Source organism: Winogradskyella luteola, from assembly GCF_019203985.1.
In the GTDB taxonomy this organism is placed as follows: Bacteria; Bacteroidota; Bacteroidia; order Flavobacteriales; family Flavobacteriaceae; genus Winogradskyella; species Winogradskyella luteola.
In genome coordinates this window covers 130,677-148,615 of the sequence record NZ_JAGSPD010000005.1, presented here as the reverse complement: position 1 = coordinate 148,615, position 17,939 = coordinate 130,677, and the positions used below count along the sequence as shown (strand labels likewise).

Annotated in this window: 17 protein-coding genes and 1 tRNA gene; 10 read left to right on the top strand and 8 right to left on the bottom strand. The window is 34.9% G+C overall.

Going from position 1 to position 17,939, the window contains the following annotated elements; translation table 11 throughout:
* Positions 1 to 25 precede the first annotated feature (25 nt).
* From KCG49_RS07825 to dusB, 4 genes are all read left to right on the top strand, one after another.
* Positions 26 to 1,270, top strand: a complete 1,245-nt coding sequence (locus tag KCG49_RS07825; protein WP_218545645.1) for a M28 family peptidase — start codon at positions 26 to 28, stop codon at positions 1,268 to 1,270.
* A 72-nt stretch (positions 1,271 to 1,342) separates the two neighbouring features.
* Positions 1,343 to 2,464 (top strand): hypothetical protein, encoded by a 1,122-nt coding sequence (locus tag KCG49_RS07820; protein ID WP_218545643.1) that lies wholly within the window; start codon positions 1,343 to 1,345, stop codon positions 2,462 to 2,464.
* A gap of 31 nt (positions 2,465 to 2,495) precedes the next feature.
* A complete protein-coding gene (locus tag KCG49_RS07815) occupies positions 2,496 to 2,891 on the top strand; it encodes a DUF4345 domain-containing protein (protein WP_218545641.1) in 396 nt (131 codons plus the stop codon).
* A 109-nt stretch (positions 2,892 to 3,000) separates the two neighbouring features.
* The gene (gene dusB, locus KCG49_RS07810) at positions 3,001 to 3,993 is read left to right on the top strand and encodes a tRNA dihydrouridine synthase DusB (RefSeq protein ID WP_218545640.1); all 993 of its coding nucleotides are present in this window, start codon (positions 3,001 to 3,003) and stop codon (positions 3,991 to 3,993) included.
* A 41-nt stretch (positions 3,994 to 4,034) separates the two neighbouring features.
* Here the strand turns inward: dusB and KCG49_RS07805 are convergent, their stop codons facing one another.
* Both KCG49_RS07805 and rbfA read right to left on the bottom strand, forming a co-directional pair.
* Positions 4,035 to 5,237 carry an ABC transporter permease gene (locus KCG49_RS07805; protein ID WP_218545639.1) on the bottom strand — a complete coding sequence of 401 codons (1,203 nt, stop codon included), beginning with the start codon at positions 5,235 to 5,237 and terminating at the stop codon, positions 4,035 to 4,037.
* 1 nt (position 5,238) lies between these two features.
* Positions 5,239 to 5,631, bottom strand: a complete 393-nt coding sequence (gene rbfA / locus KCG49_RS07800) for a 30S ribosome-binding factor RbfA (RefSeq protein ID WP_218545638.1) — start codon at positions 5,629 to 5,631, stop codon at positions 5,239 to 5,241.
* A 211-nt stretch (positions 5,632 to 5,842) separates the two neighbouring features.
* On the opposite strand from rbfA, the gene mce reads away from it, so the two are divergent.
* Complete coding sequence (gene mce / locus KCG49_RS07795) at positions 5,843 to 6,247, top strand: methylmalonyl-CoA epimerase (RefSeq protein ID WP_218545637.1); 405 nt, start codon at positions 5,843 to 5,845, stop codon at positions 6,245 to 6,247.
* A gap of 86 nt (positions 6,248 to 6,333) precedes the next feature.
* Positions 6,334 to 6,407: transfer RNA gene (locus KCG49_RS07790), tRNA-Ile, on the top strand.
* Positions 6,408 to 6,471: 64 nt separating this feature from the next.
* Here KCG49_RS07790 and KCG49_RS07785 read toward each other — a convergent pair.
* From KCG49_RS07785 to KCG49_RS07760, 6 genes are all read right to left on the bottom strand, one after another.
* Positions 6,472 to 6,984 carry a hypothetical protein gene (locus KCG49_RS07785; protein ID WP_218545636.1) on the bottom strand — a complete coding sequence of 171 codons (513 nt, stop codon included), beginning with the start codon at positions 6,982 to 6,984 and terminating at the stop codon, positions 6,472 to 6,474.
* Positions 6,977 to 8,179: a PilN family protein gene (locus KCG49_RS07780; RefSeq protein ID WP_218545635.1), complete on the bottom strand. Its 1,203-nt coding sequence runs from the start codon at positions 8,177 to 8,179 to the stop codon at positions 6,977 to 6,979. The genes KCG49_RS07785 and KCG49_RS07780 overlap by 8 nt, the downstream gene beginning before the upstream one ends.
* The gene (locus tag KCG49_RS07775; protein ID WP_218545634.1) at positions 8,179 to 10,377 is read right to left on the bottom strand and encodes a type II secretion system protein GspD; all 2,199 of its coding nucleotides are present in this window, start codon (positions 10,375 to 10,377) and stop codon (positions 8,179 to 8,181) included. Before KCG49_RS07775 ends, KCG49_RS07780 begins: the two co-directional genes overlap by 1 nt.
* A 50-nt stretch (positions 10,378 to 10,427) precedes the next feature.
* Entirely contained in the window at positions 10,428 to 11,834 is a 1,407-nt protein-coding gene (locus KCG49_RS07770; protein ID WP_218545632.1) for a GspE/PulE family protein, read from the bottom strand.
* Between the two features lie 480 nt (positions 11,835 to 12,314).
* Positions 12,315 to 12,707: a prepilin-type N-terminal cleavage/methylation domain-containing protein gene (locus KCG49_RS07765; RefSeq protein WP_218545630.1), complete on the bottom strand. Its 393-nt coding sequence runs from the start codon at positions 12,705 to 12,707 to the stop codon at positions 12,315 to 12,317.
* Between the two features lie 86 nt (positions 12,708 to 12,793).
* Positions 12,794 to 13,477, bottom strand: a complete 684-nt coding sequence (locus KCG49_RS07760) for a response regulator (RefSeq protein ID WP_218545629.1) — start codon at positions 13,475 to 13,477, stop codon at positions 12,794 to 12,796.
* Between the two features lie 222 nt (positions 13,478 to 13,699).
* Here KCG49_RS07760 and KCG49_RS07755 point away from each other — a divergent pair, with 222 nt between their 5' ends.
* From KCG49_RS07755 to KCG49_RS07740, 4 genes are all read left to right on the top strand, one after another.
* Positions 13,700 to 14,233 carry an OmpH/Skp family outer membrane protein gene (locus KCG49_RS07755; RefSeq protein ID WP_218545627.1) on the top strand — a complete coding sequence of 178 codons (534 nt, stop codon included), beginning with the start codon at positions 13,700 to 13,702 and terminating at the stop codon, positions 14,231 to 14,233.
* Positions 14,211 to 14,912 (top strand): hypothetical protein, encoded by a 702-nt coding sequence (locus KCG49_RS07750; protein WP_256259914.1) that lies wholly within the window; start codon positions 14,211 to 14,213, stop codon positions 14,910 to 14,912. Before KCG49_RS07755 ends, KCG49_RS07750 begins: the two co-directional genes overlap by 23 nt.
* 5 nt (positions 14,913 to 14,917) lie before the next feature.
* A complete protein-coding gene (locus KCG49_RS07745; protein WP_218545625.1) occupies positions 14,918 to 15,274 on the top strand; it encodes a hypothetical protein in 357 nt (118 codons plus the stop codon).
* A 238-nt stretch (positions 15,275 to 15,512) separates the two neighbouring features.
* Complete coding sequence (locus KCG49_RS07740; RefSeq protein ID WP_218545624.1) at positions 15,513 to 17,927, top strand: hypothetical protein; 2,415 nt, start codon at positions 15,513 to 15,515, stop codon at positions 17,925 to 17,927.
* The last annotated feature ends 12 nt before the right edge of the window (positions 17,928 to 17,939 follow it).

The window sequence follows — 17,939 nt, the reverse complement described above, 5'->3', positions numbered from 1 at the left end:
TTTTGCGCAAAAATAAGACTTACAGATGAAAAAATTGATGCTTTTAACGCTTTTGGTTAGTTTCTTATCTTGTAAAACCGAACCAACAGTTACCGAAAATAAAATAAAAGAGGATGTTGCTTTTTTATCAGATGATAAATTAGAAGGTCGACAAACAGGTACCGAAGGAGAAGTGAAAGCTTCCGAATATATTATAAAACGTTTTAAAGACATAGGGTTGCAGTCAAAGGGAACCGAAGGTTATCTGCAATCGTTCTCGTTTAAGCCCAAAACAGATCCGCATAAAGAAGTAGAGTTTACGACTAACGCAGATAGTACGATTACAGGAAATAATGTAATTGGTTTTATAGATAATAATGCAAAAACAACTGTGGTAATCGGAGCGCATTACGACCATTTAGGTTTTGGGGGTGAAGGGTCTTTGTACAGAGAAAAAAATAAAGCAGTACACAATGGAGCAGATGATAACGCCAGTGGGGTTGCTGTGATGCTTAACCTTGCAGGCCGTTTAAAAATTAAAAATGATACTGCTGAGATAAAAGACAAAAACAACTATTTGTTTATGGCATTTTCTGGTGAGGAAATGGGCTTATTGGGCTCTAATTACTTTTCCAAAAACCCAACCGTTGATGCTGCATCCATTAACTATATGATTAATATGGATATGGTTGGCCGTATGAAGGCAGATAGTACTTTGGCGGTGTACGGTACAGGAACTTCACCAATATTCAAGCAAACGATAAAATCTAACAACGAAAAGTTTAAATTGATTGAAAATGAAAGCGGAGTAGGGCCGAGTGACCATACGTCATTTTATTTAATCGACATACCTGTACTACATTTTTTTACAGGGCAGCACGAAGATTACCACAAACCTGGAGACGATGCAGAAAAGCTGAATTATGAAGGGATGGATTTAATTTCAGATTACATTTTCAGTATTATTTCAGATTTAGATGACAATGGTAAATTGGCTTTTAGAAAAACAAAAAACGAAAGTGAGGAAACACCGCGATTCAAGGTTGGTCTAGGTGTAGTTCCGGATTATTTGTTTGATGGAAAAGGAATGCGTATTGATGGGACAAGACAGGAAACACCAGCGTTTAATGCAGGTTTAAAAAAGGGTGATGTTGTTGTGAAATTAGGCGATAGTACGGTTACCGATATGATGAGTTACATGAGAGCACTTTCTGTTTTTGATAAAGGTGACGAAGCTAATATCACTGTGAAACGAGGTGAAGAAACCATAGAAACTAAAGTGAATTTTTAATACTTTATCTAGCATTTTTTCGCAAATCTATTTTTAATTGTATTTTAAGCGACTCAAACATATAATATAGAAATGAAAAAATTATTAGCCCTTTTGTGCCTATTTACGTTATTTTTTGCATTTACATGCGAAAATGAACCTTTAGATTTTGACCCTGAAACTGGTGGAACCGATGCAGCCTTGCTAGGTGAATGGAATCTCTCTGGTTTTGAAGTATCATTAAATACATCAACAGATTTCCAGGGTGTGGAAATAACGTCTGATCTTGAAGTTTATAGTACAACAGAAGATTATACTTTAAACTTTGCTGCAAACAGTTACACTACCAACGGTAGTTATAGCTATGTAGCAGAAATTACTGCGAACGGAATTGTAATTCCTGCTGAACCTTACACATTAGATAACGTAAGTGGTAGTGGAAGTTATTCCGTTAATGGAAATGAAATAACTGTAGACGGTTCATTTTTTGAATTTACTTTTGAAGGTATGGACTTTTCAGAACTTGATGGGGAACAAACAGTAACCTTTGAAATCTCTGATAACGGACAGACATTAACATTTAGCCAAAACGAAACCACAACTGAAACTGATGCAACAACTGGAGCTATAGTGACAAGCACTCAGGTATCTACTTCTGTTTGGACTAGAGGAGCAGTGTCTAACGATTGTGAAGCAGAAGCAGCAACTAATGCTGCCGCTGCGGCATATAATGTAGATACTGAAAATGAAGACTTGTGTGTAGCTTACCGAGAAGCCTTAGAAACTCAAATTACAGAATGTGGGGATACCGACGGAAGCTTACAAGCTCTTATAGATGATTTAGGAGACTGTGCATCAGTATCCTCTAATGGAACTTTATCTGTTACGACAGGGACGTTAAATATTGAATTTGTAGATCAAACCGTGACGTTTGAGAATGGTACTATTTCTGTAAACGGAGTTAGTCAAGGAGGAAATTATGTTATAAACTTTCAAGTTGCAGAAGGAGCTACAGGTACAGATGTGATTCAAAATTTTGTATTGACACTAAACGGAACGGATTATTTTCCTTCTACCCAAGGGTTTGATGACTTTACATCAGATACTTCTGTAAGTAGCGGTAATATTTTACAAGCCACATTTTTTGGTTTAGTAGAAAGTAATGCTGGTGCAGATTTAAGCTTAACTCAAGGAATGGTTGATTTAACTTATTAAGTATGGTTGAGTGGATTTTAGATATTATTAGATGACTAACAAAAATGTTATATCTAAAATCCACTTAATTATTTCTATAATAATTGTAGTTCCAGTAGCATTTGTTTACGGGTTTAATCCAGACTCTCAATTCGATATCCACTCACAAACGCTAGACGAACAGAACTTCTTCAAAGCGATAATGGGATTGTATCTAGGCTTTTCTGTCGTATGGCTTTTTGGGATTTTTAAAATTAATTATCTAAAACTTGCCTTGGTAAGTAATGTTGTTTTTATGCTTGGTTTAGCATTAGGAAGGTCCTTAAGTTGGGCAATAGATGGTGCACCAACACAAGCCTATATTATTGGTACTTTAGGAGAATTTATTTTAGGTTTTTATGGGCTTTGGGTACTAATAACCCAACACCAAGGCTCCACAAACACCTAGACTTATAATAACATAACTAGACAACGGTTTAGTTTTATAACCAACAAAAACAAATTACTCTTTTTAGGTTTTTAGCAAAAAGCCCTAATTTTGCTTCAAAATTTTAAACTTGGTCAAAATAGGAAATATAGAATTAGGTGAGTTTCCATTGCTTTTAGCACCAATGGAAGATGTTAGCGATCCTCCATTTCGTGCTTTATGCAAAGAACAGGGAGCTGATGTGGTATATACTGAGTTTGTATCTAGTGAGGGTTTAATTCGTAATGCTGCCAAAAGCGTTATGAAGCTAGATATTTATGAAAAAGAACGACCAGTTGGCATTCAGATTTTTGGCGCCAATATGGAAAGTATGTTGCAGACCATTGATATTGTAGAAAAGTCAAAGCCAGATATTATTGACATTAATTTTGGATGTCCCGTTAAAAAAGTAGTATCGAAAGGAGCAGGAGCAGGAATCTTAAAGGATGTTTGCCTGATGGAAAAGCTCACTGCCGAAATGGTAAAACGTACTCATTTACCTGTAACCGTTAAAACACGTTTAGGCTGGGATCACAACTCTATTAAAATTGTTGAAGTTGCCGAGCGTTTACAAGATGTTGGTATAAAATCAATAGCCATCCACGGACGTACTCGCGCCCAAATGTACAAAGGCAATGCAGATTGGAAACCTATTGCCGAGGTGAAAAATAACCCGAGAATGCATATTCCTGTATTTGGAAATGGGGATGTTAATACCCCCGAAAAAGCTGTAGAAATGCGAGACAGTTATGGTCTCGATGGCGCAATGATTGGTAGGGCATCTATTGGTAATCCTTGGTTTTTTAAACAAGTAAAATATTATTTTAAAACAGGAGAGCATTTAGCTCCTATCTCAATGCCAGAACGTGTAGAAGCAGCAAAACGCCATTTGCAAATGTCCATTGATTGGAAAGGTGAAAAACTTGGTGTTTTTGAAACCAGACGACATTACACGAATTATTTTAAAGGCATACCAAACTTTAAAGAATACCGAATGAAAATGGTAACAAGTGATGATTCAAAAGATGTCTTTGCTACTTTTGATGAGGTACTCGAAAAGTTTAGCGATTACCAATTTGTTTAGGTTTTCGTAGAGCTATAAATGCATAAATACTATTGCGCAATTTAAGATCGAATCAACTTTTTTGTAATGCGTTGTGAGGCTATTTGCGAAGCTATAATCCCTAAAGCAAAAATTGTTGCCAACACAATAAGTATATTTAAGAAGTTTAACCGTACAGGATAAGGTAAATCGGGAGTTAGCATTACTAAATTAAAAGCCTGTTGTAAAAATACAATCAATAATCCAATAGTAACACCGACAATGCCACTTACCATAGTCATTAAACTACCTTGCCAAAAGAAAATGGACTTTATCTCTTTGGGTTGGGTTCCTAAATTAAATAACGTGTTTAAGGATTTCTTTTTGTCTAATATCATCATTATAATAGCACCGATAACATTGAAGAGTGCAATGATAATCACCAAAGTAAAAATGAGATAAATTGCTAGGTTTTCGGTATTTAGCATTTTAAACAAAGCATCGTTAAGCTGTTCTCTGTTCTTAATCACAAACCTATCTTTAAATGTGTTTTTAAGCTGTTCTCTAACGTCATTTTCATTGGCATTAGATGTTAGCTTTAGCTCTAGGGAACTTATGCGATTGTCTTCGTAGTTGAGTAATTTTTTTGCCAAGCTTATATCCGAGAATACATACTCTTCATTAAGCTCTTCATTAATATCAAAAAGTCCAACGTTACTTACATAGACAGAATTATAAATACTTTTTAGTGAGCTCGACTGCCCTTTTCCAGGTTTTGGAACATAGAGCGCTAGTGGTTTTCGGTAATTAAGAATACCAAATGAGAGGTTGTTAGAAATTCCCCAACCAGAAACCACATCATTACTATTGGTCGATAACCAGTTACCTTTAGTTACCATAGAGTCGATATTGGTAACATTTAAGTAATTGGAGTCCACACCTTTTAAAGTGGCGAGCAGATTTTTATTTTCAGATTTTATAATGATACGCTCTTCAATAATTTCAGAATAATAAGCTATACCACTAATTGAAGTCAATTTGGATTTATCGGTTTCAGAAAACAAAAATGATTTGCCTTCTATTGAAATCAATTTTAAATCAGGATCTACAAAAGAAGAAAACTGAAGGCTGTAATCTTTTAATCCTGCAAAAACAGAAAGCACAATGAATAAAGCTGCTGATGCAATAATAACCCCGCCAGAAGCAATACCCGTCATTATATTTATAGCATTATTACTGCTTTTAGAAAACAGGTAACGTTTTGCTATATAGATAGGAAAGTTCAATCTAAGATTTTTTTCTGTCGTCCAGTAAATCAGGATTTTCTAAGGGATTATCACCTTCTTTAAGAGAACGTTCAATGCCATCAATATATTCTAAAGAATCGTCGATAAAAAATTCGAGTTGAGGCATTCGCCTTAATTGATGGCGCGTACGTTGCGCTAACTCATGTCTAATTAACGGTTTATTAGACTTTATACCCTCTAGTAAATGTTGTGCTTCTTTATTCGGAAAAATACTTAGGTAAACTTTAGCTATAGATAAATCCACAGTGACACTAACCTTAGAGACTGAAATTATTACGCCTTTAAGTCCGCCTTCAGAAGCAGCACGTTGCAAAACATCTACCAAGTCTTGTTGTAGAATACCTGCTATTTTTTTCTGTCTATTACTTTCCATGATGCAAAAGTATAGGATATTTGAAGATTATCTTATTTTTGGCAGTAGAAATTATTGAGCGGATTCCTTTTTTTTACGGAAACTAAAACAAAGGTTCCCATTTTGTCGGAAAACAGACATGAAAACCCATAATGGGTGTTTGGCAGGTAATGGATAATAATGACCGACATAATTGAAATGATTAGAAGAGATTATTACAAAAATTAAATAGATGAAAAAAATAGAGCATATAGGCATTGCCGTTAAGGATATAGAAGCGTCTAACGGTCTTTTTGAGTCTTTATTCGGAAAGGCACATTATAAAATAGAAGATGTGGAAAGTGAAGGTGTGAAAACCTCTTTTTTTCAGTGTGGCCCTAATAAAATTGAATTGCTTCAGGCTACGAAGGACGATAGTCCGATAGCGAAGTTCATAGAAAAAAAGGGGGAAGGCATTCATCATATAGCATTTGCTGTAGATAATATTGAAGAGGAAATAAAGCGTCTTACGGAAGACGGCTTTAAAATGATACACGAAAAACCAAAAAAAGGAGCAGATAATAAACGCATTGCATTTTTGCACCCTAAATCTACAAATGGCGTTTTAATAGAGTTATGCCAAGACATAAAGGATTAAAACGATTTGTTTTTCTTGTAGAGTTTTAAAATATATAGTAATATTGCACTCGCTTTAGAAATAAAGCAAATTGACATTGGTCAGTAGGTCCTATAGCTCAGTTGGTTAGAGCACCTGACTCATAATCAGGTGGTCCATGGTTCGAGTCCATGTGGGACCACTTTTAAAATTAAGCCTTACAGAGATGTAGGGCTTTTTTATTGAGCTAAAATAGATCTTAAACTTTAACCAAAACTCTTCAGCAAAATCTTAGCCTGTAAAAAATATCTACCAGTTCTAAAGTTTTTCTTTTTCTCAAAATGGAGATTAACAATTTCGCCAAACTTGGTTTGCTGTTCTAGTTGATAGACAAGTTGGTTAATGTCGTTGAATTGACCTTCGAGCGTAAAATTATATGTTTTTACAGTAAGATCATTCTTAACCGTAATATGTGGTTCTAAAAAACTAACAACCTTAAGGTTATTGGATTCAGCAAAGGCATTAATGACTCTTAAAAGGTTATTCTGAATGGATGAGCCATCTAGTTGGTACTTAGTTAAAAGTGAATCATAATATACTTCTTTTTGTTTGAGCAAGGATAGTTTTTTTGGTGCGTTTTTAGATAATAATACTTCTTTAGACAAGGTATCATATTGTTGTTTTTGTTCTAGTGTATTACTAATGGCAAATTGATAACAAATCAAAAGTGCAAAAACAAATCCAATGACGAGTATTATATTTTTCTGCTTTTTAGTCATTGCTCAAACCAATTTCAATTATAAAATCGGACGTTTTGGAAGATACAGATCCATAATCTACAATATCTATATGCGCAATCCAATCTTTACTTTCCAATACGCTTATCCAGTCTGAAAAAGCTTCGCTATCACCAGATTTACCAGAAATAGTGATGTATTTTTCTTTTAGTTCAATGTCTTTATCGGCTTTAATGCGTTTTAACAGCGGTTGAAAGTTGAGTTCTGAAAGTAAAATAGAATTAGGCAAACTATGAATAATACTATTACTGTAAAACGAGCTTTTAGAGCCATTACTTTCTAAAAGGTCATTTACCATTTTCTGTTTTTTAGAAACGATTTTATCCATTTTTAAAATCTGGTTCTTTGTAGACTGATTTATTTCCGATAGCTGGCTCAATGTAGAGGACTTATTAAAATAATGGTTAAAAAAGAAGAAATTAATCAACAATACACTCAAAATAAACAGACCACCGACTTTTAAAAACAAATTAAAAAAACGGCTTTGCTTAAAATCACTTTCTAGAAATGATTTTTTATCAGATATGTTGGTCTGTGTTTGACCAGTCTTTAAAACTATTTGCAAAGCGCCTGAAAATGGTAACAGTTGTTGGTTGTTGACATTTAATCCATTAATATCGTAAGATTGAGGTAATACATCTTTTTTTCTGATTTGTACCACTTGATTGTTTTCTATATCAATCTCAGCATTTGAGCTGAAAATATGCTCTCGATTTACAAAACTCGAAATATTGTTTACCAATAAGTTTCCAAGAGAAATATCTATAATAGAAACCTTTAATGCTAAATATTTATGGATAATCCCATCAACATAATCTTTACGGCATAGGGCAATGAAATGCATTTTCCCTTGAGATAGCACTTCATAATAAAATGCCTCTAAGTTTATGTTTGGAAAGGCTTTGTAGACCAGTTTTAAACTATCTTGCTGTTCACTTTCAATGGTCTTTGTAAGGACGTTGCCGTTATTTAAAATCAAGAGAATAGGCTGATTCTTAGGAAGCTTTTTTGCAATACCTTCAATGGAGTTGCTTTCCCAAGACCCATGTACAGCTAATTCTTTTTTGGATTGTTTTAAGCTTGTGGAAAAAATGATATCGCTTTTATTCTTTGTGGTATGTTCTATACCACAAAAACGATTACCATATTTAAGATATGTCAATAACCGTTCTCTCATTAATTAATTACTGTTGGCTTTATAAGTACGGTAAGTTTTGCTTTTCTGCCCTCTCTAACACGTTTGCTAAATAGCCATTTAATAAGCGGAATTCTAGCTAAAAATGGTACGCCAGAACCTGAGTTATTACGAGATTGTTCTTCTAGCCCTCCCAGTACAACAATATCTTGATCTCGTACTCTTATGATGGAACTAAACTCTCTTGAATTGATATCTGGTGGTGCATCTTCAGCAATACGATTACCAAAATTAGATTGAACCACAAAGATGTCCAAGGTCACCTGTCCATCGCCAGAGACTAAAGGCTTTATGGTTAAACCCAGCTCGGCATCTATGGGCACATAATTTATGGCTGTTTGTGTAACTGGATTGTCCGAACCAATTACAGCTTGGTCTGTAATGGTATAGTATGATGTCTGCCCATTAGAAAACGTTGCGCGATGGCCATTAAGAGTTGATAATTTTGGTGTGGATCGAATTTTTAGATCCCCATTGGTCTCCATCGCTTTTATTGTGGCAAAGAAATTAGGAACCACACGACCTATGTTTAGTGATCCAAAACCGTCAAAACCGCCTATAATTCTGTTAACGGTTTTAGCGCCGAGTGTTATATCTGCTTCTGGGAATATACCGCCTTGCGTTGTGGTAGGTTCTTCGCCTATGCCCCAACTTACCCCGGTTTCTAAGGAAGAAGTTCTGCTTACCTCTAAAATCATAACTTCTATAAGAACAACGGGTACGGGCTTATCTATTTTATTGATAAAGGTTCTAAAACGTTCTATGTTGGCACTCGGGCCGTTGACGTAAAAACTATTGAGCTCGTAATCCACCTTTATATCTAAACCTTGTTTTACTTCATCTGGAAGGATATTGACCAAAGCTTCAACCTGGCTCGAATAAGAATTGAAATTCCCTGTTTGATTGGTGTTTAATTGATCTCTATTTCTGTTGGAATTAAAATTGTCACCTGTCGAATTTAAACCTCTGTTGTTGAATGTACTGTTATTTCCAAATCTATTATTGCCTAAGCCACCACCAACACTTCTGCCAGCACTTCTACTGCTATAACCTCCTTGTGGATCAGCTAACAGTTCTACTGAGCGGTGCTGTAGATGAATTATAGCCACCTCCCTAACACTCAACTGATTTTCTGTACCAAAGAAATAAATATTACCTTCTTTTTTAAAACTAAAACGCTTAGGTGCTGAAGAGTTTGGTTGATTTTGAATTTGGTTTAGGTTGGTGTTTTGAACATTGTCTAAAGCAGATTGAGACTCAAACAACTTAATTAATAAGTCATCGAAGCTGATAGATTTTGCTTTAAACGTTGCTGTTCCGGCTTCATCGAGAGGTGTAGCCGTAAATACATCAATATTAAGATCATTGCCTATATCATTTATAATATCTGCAATTGGGGTATTAACAAAATCGACTTCTAATAATTGTTTCTCGGCATTTTTAACCTTGAAGAAAAAATTAGAATTACGCCTTCTTGCTGGTCTTTGTCTGGGTTGGGATGCATTAGGATTGTTAGAATTTACAATAGATGTTGTCCCTGCATCCTCAAAGACGTAAAAGCCATCTTTTGATTGTTCTACATACAGATCATTGGCAAAGGCCAAATTATCCATCGCGGCATCGAATGGTGTTTGTTGTATGTAGGCGGTAATGGGCTTGTTTTCCAGACCTGGTGAAAACACCAAGTTTTTCCCAGATTCATCCATAATATGCTTAAACACTTCGTAAAGCTGATCGCCTTTGGCATCTATGGAAATTGTATTATTGTTTGGGTTATATACAATAGGAATAATTCGTTCTGCGGGTTCTTCAATTTCTTTAGTATAGTGTTTCACGGACATAATAGTGCCTGTAAAATCTATGGTTAAATCATATTCTTTACATAAAAAGATTAAAAGGTCAGAGACAATAACATTAGGAAAGCTCGGTGAGATACTTTGCGAATTTAATTCTTGAGCAGGATTGATATTAAGTTTGTGGACATCAGCAACAGCTAACAATAAATTAGATAAGGTTAGGTTGGTTGCATTAATTTCGGTAGTAAATACATCGTTTAAACCCGATACTTCAGTAGCCAATATTTCAAGCTGATTTTTAAGTTGATTGATACGTTGTTTTTCATCATTTTGCGCAAAGGAAATGCTAATGCTGAATAATAGTAGGTATAGTATTTTTTTCATCTTTAATGTTCCGTAAAAAACGAAATATCTTTTAATTTTGTGTTAAGTAGCTAATCACTCAATAGTGCAAAAACCTCATCAACAGAGGTAATTCCCTGCTTTATAAGTTCTATAGCATTACTTTTTAGAGTGCCTATTTTATGTTCGTCAATATAATCATCTATTTCCAAATCATTTTTTCGTATATAATCAATTAATGTTTTGGTGATAGGTATAATTTCGTATATCGCTTTTCTGCCCTGGTAACCTGTGTGGTAACAATTATTACAGCCCACTGCTTTGTAATGTGTGTTTAAGTCTATTGGGATTTCAAAATTAGAAGGAAATATATCTTTAGTAATCTGGATCTCTTCCTTACAATTGTTGCAAAGCTTTCTAACTAGACGTTGTGCAACACTAACATTTAAAGTACTGGCTATTAAAAATGAGGGGATCCCCATGTCTATCAGTCTAGAAATTGTTGCCCAAGCAGAGTTTGTGTGTATAGTAGATAAAACCAAATGACCTGTTAATGCTGCTCTAATGGCCATATTTGCAGTTTTGGCATCGCGTATTTCCCCAACCATAATAATATCTGGGTCTTGGCGTAAGAATGTGCGTAAGGTGCTTGCAAAATCTAAACCTATGTTTTCTTTGAGCTGTACTTGATTTACACCTTCTAATGTATACTCAATAGGATCTTCAATGGTTAAGATATTGGTACTATCGTCATTCAATAATTTTAGTGTGGCATATAGTGTGGTTGTTTTTCCAGAACCCGTTGGGCCAGAGATAAGAATAATGCCATTGGGTTTTTTTACTGTTTCTTTATAGATTTTGAGTTCATTTTCTGTAAAACCTAGATCTTCTAAATTGATGTGGTTGGCATCTTTACTAAGAATACGCAATACTATTTTTTCGCCATGTAAAGTTGGCAAGGATGATACACGGATATCAAATTCGTCAGTATTTGTTTTTACGGTAATTCGGCCGTCTTGGGGCAGTCGCTTTTCTGAAATATCCAATCCAGCCTTTATTTTTAACTTATTCACTATAATAGGATACTCCTGTAGAGAAACGATGAATTGTTCCTTAAGCTTACCATCTATGCGAAAACGCACTCTGCATTTGTGTTCGTAGGGTTCAAAGTGAATATCGCTACTACCTATGTCTTTTGCCGTTAGCAGGAGCTTTTCCAAAAAATCAGTGCTATATTGTAAATCTTCGGATTGGCTTTTGTTACGTTTTCTAAAATTGACCGTTAGATACTGTTGAATATTCTCGGTACTATCTTCAATGAGTTGAATATCCTTATTGAGTACGATTTGCAGTTCTTGTTGTAAAGCTTCCGAAACTTGATCTGTTTTAAAATGCAAAGTACCGTTTTGTGATTCAAAAGGAATAACCCTATAATGATAAGCTTGTTCACTTGATATCAGCTGTAGTAAATCGGTCGATATGTTATAGTTGTCTTTCAACTTAAATTATATAAACTGCTTTAAGAATTCCTAACCAGTGTGCCACATAAACAAAAGCAAAAAATAGGCTTAAATATCCTGCTAAAGGAACAGTTGTATGCTTAGACTTGTTTTTTAAAAAGAGATGTAAAACCAAAGAAAATATCAATCCAAAAACAAAAAGCACTAAAAAAGAGACACTGGAAAATGTGAAAGCTAAAGCAAAAAACAGTAATGCATCACCTAAGCCAAAAGTTTGTTTAATTGAGGTCTTTAATTTAAATCTCGAATATCCAATTACCAATAGTAATAAAAATATTACAAAAATAAAATTGATAAGCACAGTAGTTTTAAAAACAAGGGGAAACAAGCTATTATAAAGTAGAAAACCAGAACAAAACCCTATTAAAGGAAATAAGAACCATTGCACCAAACGTTCTTTAATATCTTGATAAAACACCAACAACAAACTCATAATCAAGATAATTTTTACAACAACCACTAATCTTTCACAATTTGCTTTGGAGCACCATTCTCGTTAATTTCCCAAACATTAAATATACCGTCACCGTCAAAATCGGTTATGGCTGTAGCCCTAGCCTTAAAGCTATTATTGGATGCGCTTAAAATTTCGTATACGTAGTTAGCTCTACCGTTATCATTAACTGTTTTTGGAGCTTCAAAATCTATTTCGCTCAAGTCAGCAGAATATTTAGAGTACATATAGCGATATGTGGTTTGGGAGTTATAGATATAGCTCAGTTGCAACTGTGCCTCTGTGCTTTTTGCTCTACTGATTAAAGGCATTAGATTGGGCAAGGCCAATAATAATAAAATGCCTATAATAACCAATACAACTAAAACTTCTTGCAAATTGTAACCTCCTACTTTCATGTTTTTGGGTTTATCTTTTGTAAATATATCAATAGAAAATTATAAATATATAAATTCAACCTTACTTTTGACAAGGTTAAAGGTAATTACTGAAAACCTTTCTGCAATACCAAATCAACAAGTAAGGCATCGTTCTTACACTTTGCACCTACTTCTAATCTTAGTTTACGCTTTCTTTTTTCTATCGCACCCATAGATAGCGGTACATAATTCACTAAATCCTTTGTTTGGGTGCCTTTCCACAATTCATAGAGTATTTGGCGGTCAATGGGCTCCAAAATCAACCTACTCGATAATTTTTTACGTAGCATAGTCAGCACACCAATACTATAATAGGGTTGGTTATTAAGTGTTTTTGTTAAAGTATCAAATATAACAGCTCGGTTTACATCACCTTTGAGAAGCATGGCATCTGGATTTACGTTTTGTATAACACCACTTAAGATTAATGTTTCATAACGGCTGGTAATAACAATGATCTTTACTTTTGGAAAGTTCTGCTTTAGATAAACACATAAATCTTCCCCAGAACAGTATTTTCCGTTTACGGAGCTAGGCAGTCTCATCTCAATAAAAGCTACATCTGTACTTTTGTAAGTCTCTTCTCGCTTTTGATTAATGGTTTTTATGGCGGAATCATAACATTTAGCTGTTAAGATGTTTATGTTGTATTCTGAATTAATGACTCCATATTGATTTAAAATATTGGGATAAGCTTTTGTTGTATATGGGTCGTTGTCTACCAAAATTATGTTGAGGGCTCTCTTCATAGGTTCGCGGTTGTCAATGGGGTTAACGTTATTAACCAATAATCAAAAACTGTACCCAACTTTTTTATTGTAAAAATTTGTTAAAAAAAGCTCCACGGTGTCGACGTAAGGCAAATAATACAGATAAAGTGTCCAACCTTACCAAAAGTAAGGTTGGTTTTTGGAAATTTAATTTTTTATTGTTTAGATTTAACCAGCCAACCTACCCAAAATCTATCATTTATGAACAAACTATCTCTCCCTTTGGGGTTGCTTGCGCTATTACTATCCGTTTTTACCTTTTTCTATTTCCAATCTTCATCAGAGCTTGTGTATGTCGATGTCAATAAGCTTATGGAAGGTTATGAGCGTACCAAAGTTGTTAGGGCAGATTTCGACACAAAAGCAAAAACCTTAAATGCCAACGTGGACAGTTTAATGGTGGATTGGCAGAACGAACTAAAACTTTATGAGAAAGAGCGTTCAAAGATGACCAAAAAGGAGCTGGAGCTAAAACAGGAGCTCTTGGGCAACAAACAGCAACAGATTAACAACTACCAACAAGCCATACAGAAGCAGATACAAGAAGAGGATCAAAAAGCAACACAAACCATCATTAATGATATTAACGACTATGTAAAGTCATATGGCAAGAAACAAGGCTATAAAATCATTTTTGGTGCCAGTGGTGGAGGAAATATCATGTACGCAGATGACGTCACAGATTTAACGGATAAAATATTAGAAGGGCTCAATGCAGAATTTAAAGGACAATAAAAAATTTAGTGTTGTCAGTTCGAGTGATTTTGATGCAATCAAAATTGTATCGAGAACAAATTGGGGCAGACTGCCAAGATTAATACCCATATTACTCATTGGTTTAATGGTTTGTTCATGTGGTGGCAACACATTTGATTCAGAAGAAGAACTGATGACCTTTTTACTAGAAGAAACCAATGGCTATAAGCATAGCAAAACCGTAAACGGTGTAGACTTTAGTTTAATGTACAGGCCAACCGATCTTTTGGTAAAGCAAGAGCTTGGTGATAAGGAGGTAACAAAAGAGGAGGTAAGGAAACTAAGGGACAAGTATAAGAACAATATCTACTTTAATCTAAGCATGAGCAAAAACAATCAAGAATTATTGAGTACGGCGCCTAGGGATAGAAATGAATTTGGTGCCATGGTAAACCAGTTGGCTTTTGGTATGGGAGAAAAAGTTCACCTGTTTACACAAAGTAAGGACACGTTAGAGTTGGCAGATTTTGTATACCCAAGATTATATGGTATGGGAAGGGCCACAACGATAATGTTTGTATATCCTAGAACAAAAGAACAACTAAACAGCAAAGACATTTTAAACTTTACCATAGAGGATTTGGGACTGTACACTGGAGAGGTGAGGTTTAAAGTGGGTGTTGATAGATTAATTGATGAACCAAAATTAAAATTTTAATGATTATGAAAAACTTGCCTTTAGCATTTATTGCACTTACGGTTTTTGTAAATTTTAGTTTAGCTCAAAACATATCTTATGGGCCAACTATTGGGGGTCTTTTTTATGAGGTCAATAATAATCATGGTACTGGGGTAGCAAGATTTAGCTCTGATGCTAATCCCGCTGTTAGTTTCGGGGGTTATTTAGAGTATAATTTCTATAAAAAGATGGGGTTAAAAGCAGAGTTAAGTTACAGTTCCCCAAAAATCAAACAAGACGTAATTGATAACCCACCAACTACCAAACTAGGCTTTGTAGAAATTAGCCCAAGTTTTAAATATAATTTTGGAGTAGAATACAATAAAGGTTTTCTTTCTTAACTAAAGCCAAAAATGATAACGCTGATGTTAAAGATTTGTTCGAAGAATTTAACCTTGGTTTACAATTAGGTATAGGTCGACGAATTTTAAATTACATCGACGTACAAGCCAAATTCGATTATGGTGTAACTCCTTTTTTCAAGACAGCTAATGACAGCAGTAAAAATAGTAAGTGGTTAGGAGCTATTATATCCTTAAATTTTGATTTACATAAAATATTAAACACCAAATAAGAATAATGAAAACAAGACCTAGACATAAGTATATAGCTATTTTTTTAACGCTAAACTTTTTAACATCAATTGTACCTGTAAACATATTATGGGCCAGTAATAATGGCCCGAATGCTCCAGAGGCATCGGCTTTTGAACCTGTCAATGCTACGGATATGGTCAACTTATCAAGTGGTGATATGTCTTATGTTTTACCACTACTTGAAATAGATGGTTTTCCAGTAACACTATCGTACCATGCGGGGATACCTATGGACATGGAAGCTTCCTGGGTTGGATTGGGTTGGAACATCAATACAGGAACAATAGCAAGAGGGGTTTCAGCAAACCCAGATGATTGGGGGTTGGGAAGACGACTAAACTTAACATATCTTCAAGGTGAAATTGATTCATATAGTATCAATGTCGGTGTTGGTGTTGCTAAGGCCGCTGAGGTAGGAGTTGGTTTGTCATGGGGCTCCAATAAATCCATATCAGGTTCTGTTTCTGCCTCGGTGGGACCGGTAAGTGCGAGTATTGATACCAATGGTAATTATGGGGTCGGTATAAACCCATTAAAGACATTTAAAGGGGCATTTGGAAAAATAAGTGATGTAGCTGAAGATAAGGATAAAAGCCCATTTGGTGGCAGCATAGGTATCAGCGGAAATGTAAAAAGAGGTGGATTGGCAGCAAACATCAGCGTGGGCGGGTCATCTGATCATGTTTCCGCAGGAATGGGCGTGTCTATCTCTGGCCAAGGAATAGGTAGTTCTTTTTCAGTAGGTGGAAGTAATGGTAGTAAAGGTGGTGATGCAAGAGGTGGAGGTGCAGGGATTAGCATGAATAGTTTTTCTGCTGGTGACTACAGCTATAATACCAAAGGATTTTACATACCGCTCACTATAGGGATATTTAGTTTTGGTTTTGGTCATACTAAAACTAAAATTTCATTAAAAAATGCCTATAGAAAATATGCTTATGGAGCTTTATATCACAATGTAAATACACTATACGAAACGTCAATTGGATCTGATTATCTACCAGGCAGTATAAACACCTCTTTTGACGATTATCAAAGAAGAAATGTATTTGGTGATGTATACGAACAAGAACTACCAAGACAAGAATCGGATTTTATATCAGACTATAGAAAAAGTCCTGAGAAACTAAACTTTACTTACGCAGGTTACGACTCGTACAACATCAATGCTACAGGAATTGGTGGGGCCTTGGTGCCTATAATTGGGCAAAACACTGTTCTCATTGGAGAAGGTTATGATGGTTCGGCTGTAGATGGTAATTATGATAAGACTAAAGTGTTTTATCATAACGCTAAAGGTACAGGTAATTTAATTCCAAGCAAATCATTAAGTACAGCTCAAACAAATTCCAATAGACTTAGCTTTAGTTTTGATGGGCAAATTAATGAAGACGCCATTGTTTCTGGAAATTCATTTAATAATTATACTGGTACCACTTTAAATATAAATAATTTCATAAATACAGGTTCATCCATAAACAATCGACCACGTTCAGGATCCTACATTGAAGTTTATACAAATGCAGAAATAAATACTTATGCAAATGTTCAGCAAAAAGGGGTTTTGCTACCATCAAGCTTAAAGACCAATAATTCCTCATTATCAAGATTGTCACAAGGTTATATGGCTGAAGGTATTGGGGGTTATAAAATCACTACCCCTGATGGTAAGACATACCATTTTATGCAACCAGTATATCAGTATGAGCAAATACAACATAGTTTTTTAAATTTTGACGCAAATAATACCAGTATTTATAATTCTAATTCAAAACGCGACGGTACACCTTATGCAACACATTGGTTATTAACTGCAATAACAGGTCCTGACTACGTCGATGATGGCAACCACTTCCCAGATGAAGGAGATTTTGGGTATTGGTTAAGATTAGATCACGGACAGTGGTCTAATGCTTTTGCATGGCGGAGTCCATATGACAACAAACAGTATGACTTAGATGGGGGAATATTAAGTTTAACAAATAAATCAAAGAAAAATTATTCAACTTATATTGATAATGAGGTAGAGAAATCAGACCCAGGACATTTCTTGCAAGGACGAAAAGATTTGTTCTATCTAGACAAGATCGTATCAAAAAATCAATCAGCTATCTTCGTTAAAGATATTCGTCATGATGCTTTTGGTACATCAGCAGATTATAATTACGAACCCAACCACCTTTTTAAAAATAAAATTGACGGTGGTCCGACAACTGACTATACCGAAAAAGCAAGTTATGAGAAAGAGTATCAACTCAAATTAGATAAAATTATCATTGTAAATAAGCCTGAAAGCATAGTATCTGTAGATAAAACCTCTGGAAATGGAACATTATCAGGTATTAATTCAGAGGTCTATCCAAATAGATACGAACCTAATGGTTTTTTTGATGAGTAATTACCAGATAAT

Excerpts from the sequence above, each read along its gene's own strand:
- KCG49_RS07825 (WP_218545645.1), top strand. The coding sequence starts at position 26 with ATGAAAAAATTGATGCTTTTAACGCTTTTGGTTAGTTTCTTATCTTGT.
- mce (WP_218545637.1), top strand. The coding sequence starts at position 5,843 with ATGAAAAAAATAGAGCATATAGGCATTGCCGTTAAGGATATAGAAGCG.
- KCG49_RS07765 (WP_218545630.1), bottom strand. The coding sequence starts at position 12,707 with ATGAAAGTAGGAGGTTACAATTTGCAAGAAGTTTTAGTTGTATTGGTT.
- KCG49_RS07785 (WP_218545636.1), bottom strand. The coding sequence starts at position 6,984 with ATGACTAAAAAGCAGAAAAATATAATACTCGTCATTGGATTTGTTTTT.
- KCG49_RS07820 (WP_218545643.1), top strand. The coding sequence starts at position 1,343 with ATGAAAAAATTATTAGCCCTTTTGTGCCTATTTACGTTATTTTTTGCA.
- KCG49_RS07755 (WP_218545627.1), top strand. The coding sequence starts at position 13,700 with ATGAACAAACTATCTCTCCCTTTGGGGTTGCTTGCGCTATTACTATCC.
- KCG49_RS07775 (WP_218545634.1), bottom strand. The coding sequence starts at position 10,377 with ATGAAAAAAATACTATACCTACTATTATTCAGCATTAGCATTTCCTTT.
- KCG49_RS07740 (WP_218545624.1), top strand. The coding sequence starts at position 15,513 with ATGAAAACAAGACCTAGACATAAGTATATAGCTATTTTTTTAACGCTA.
- KCG49_RS07780 (WP_218545635.1), bottom strand. The coding sequence starts at position 8,179 with ATGAGAGAACGGTTATTGACATATCTTAAATATGGTAATCGTTTTTGT.
- KCG49_RS07760 (WP_218545629.1), bottom strand. The coding sequence starts at position 13,477 with ATGAAGAGAGCCCTCAACATAATTTTGGTAGACAACGACCCATATACA.
- KCG49_RS07745 (WP_218545625.1), top strand. The coding sequence starts at position 14,918 with ATGAAAAACTTGCCTTTAGCATTTATTGCACTTACGGTTTTTGTAAAT.
- KCG49_RS07815 (WP_218545641.1), top strand. The coding sequence starts at position 2,496 with ATGACTAACAAAAATGTTATATCTAAAATCCACTTAATTATTTCTATA.
- KCG49_RS07750 (WP_256259914.1), top strand. The coding sequence starts at position 14,211 with ATGCAGAATTTAAAGGACAATAAAAAATTTAGTGTTGTCAGTTCGAGT.
- rbfA (WP_218545638.1), bottom strand. The coding sequence starts at position 5,631 with ATGGAAAGTAATAGACAGAAAAAAATAGCAGGTATTCTACAACAAGAC.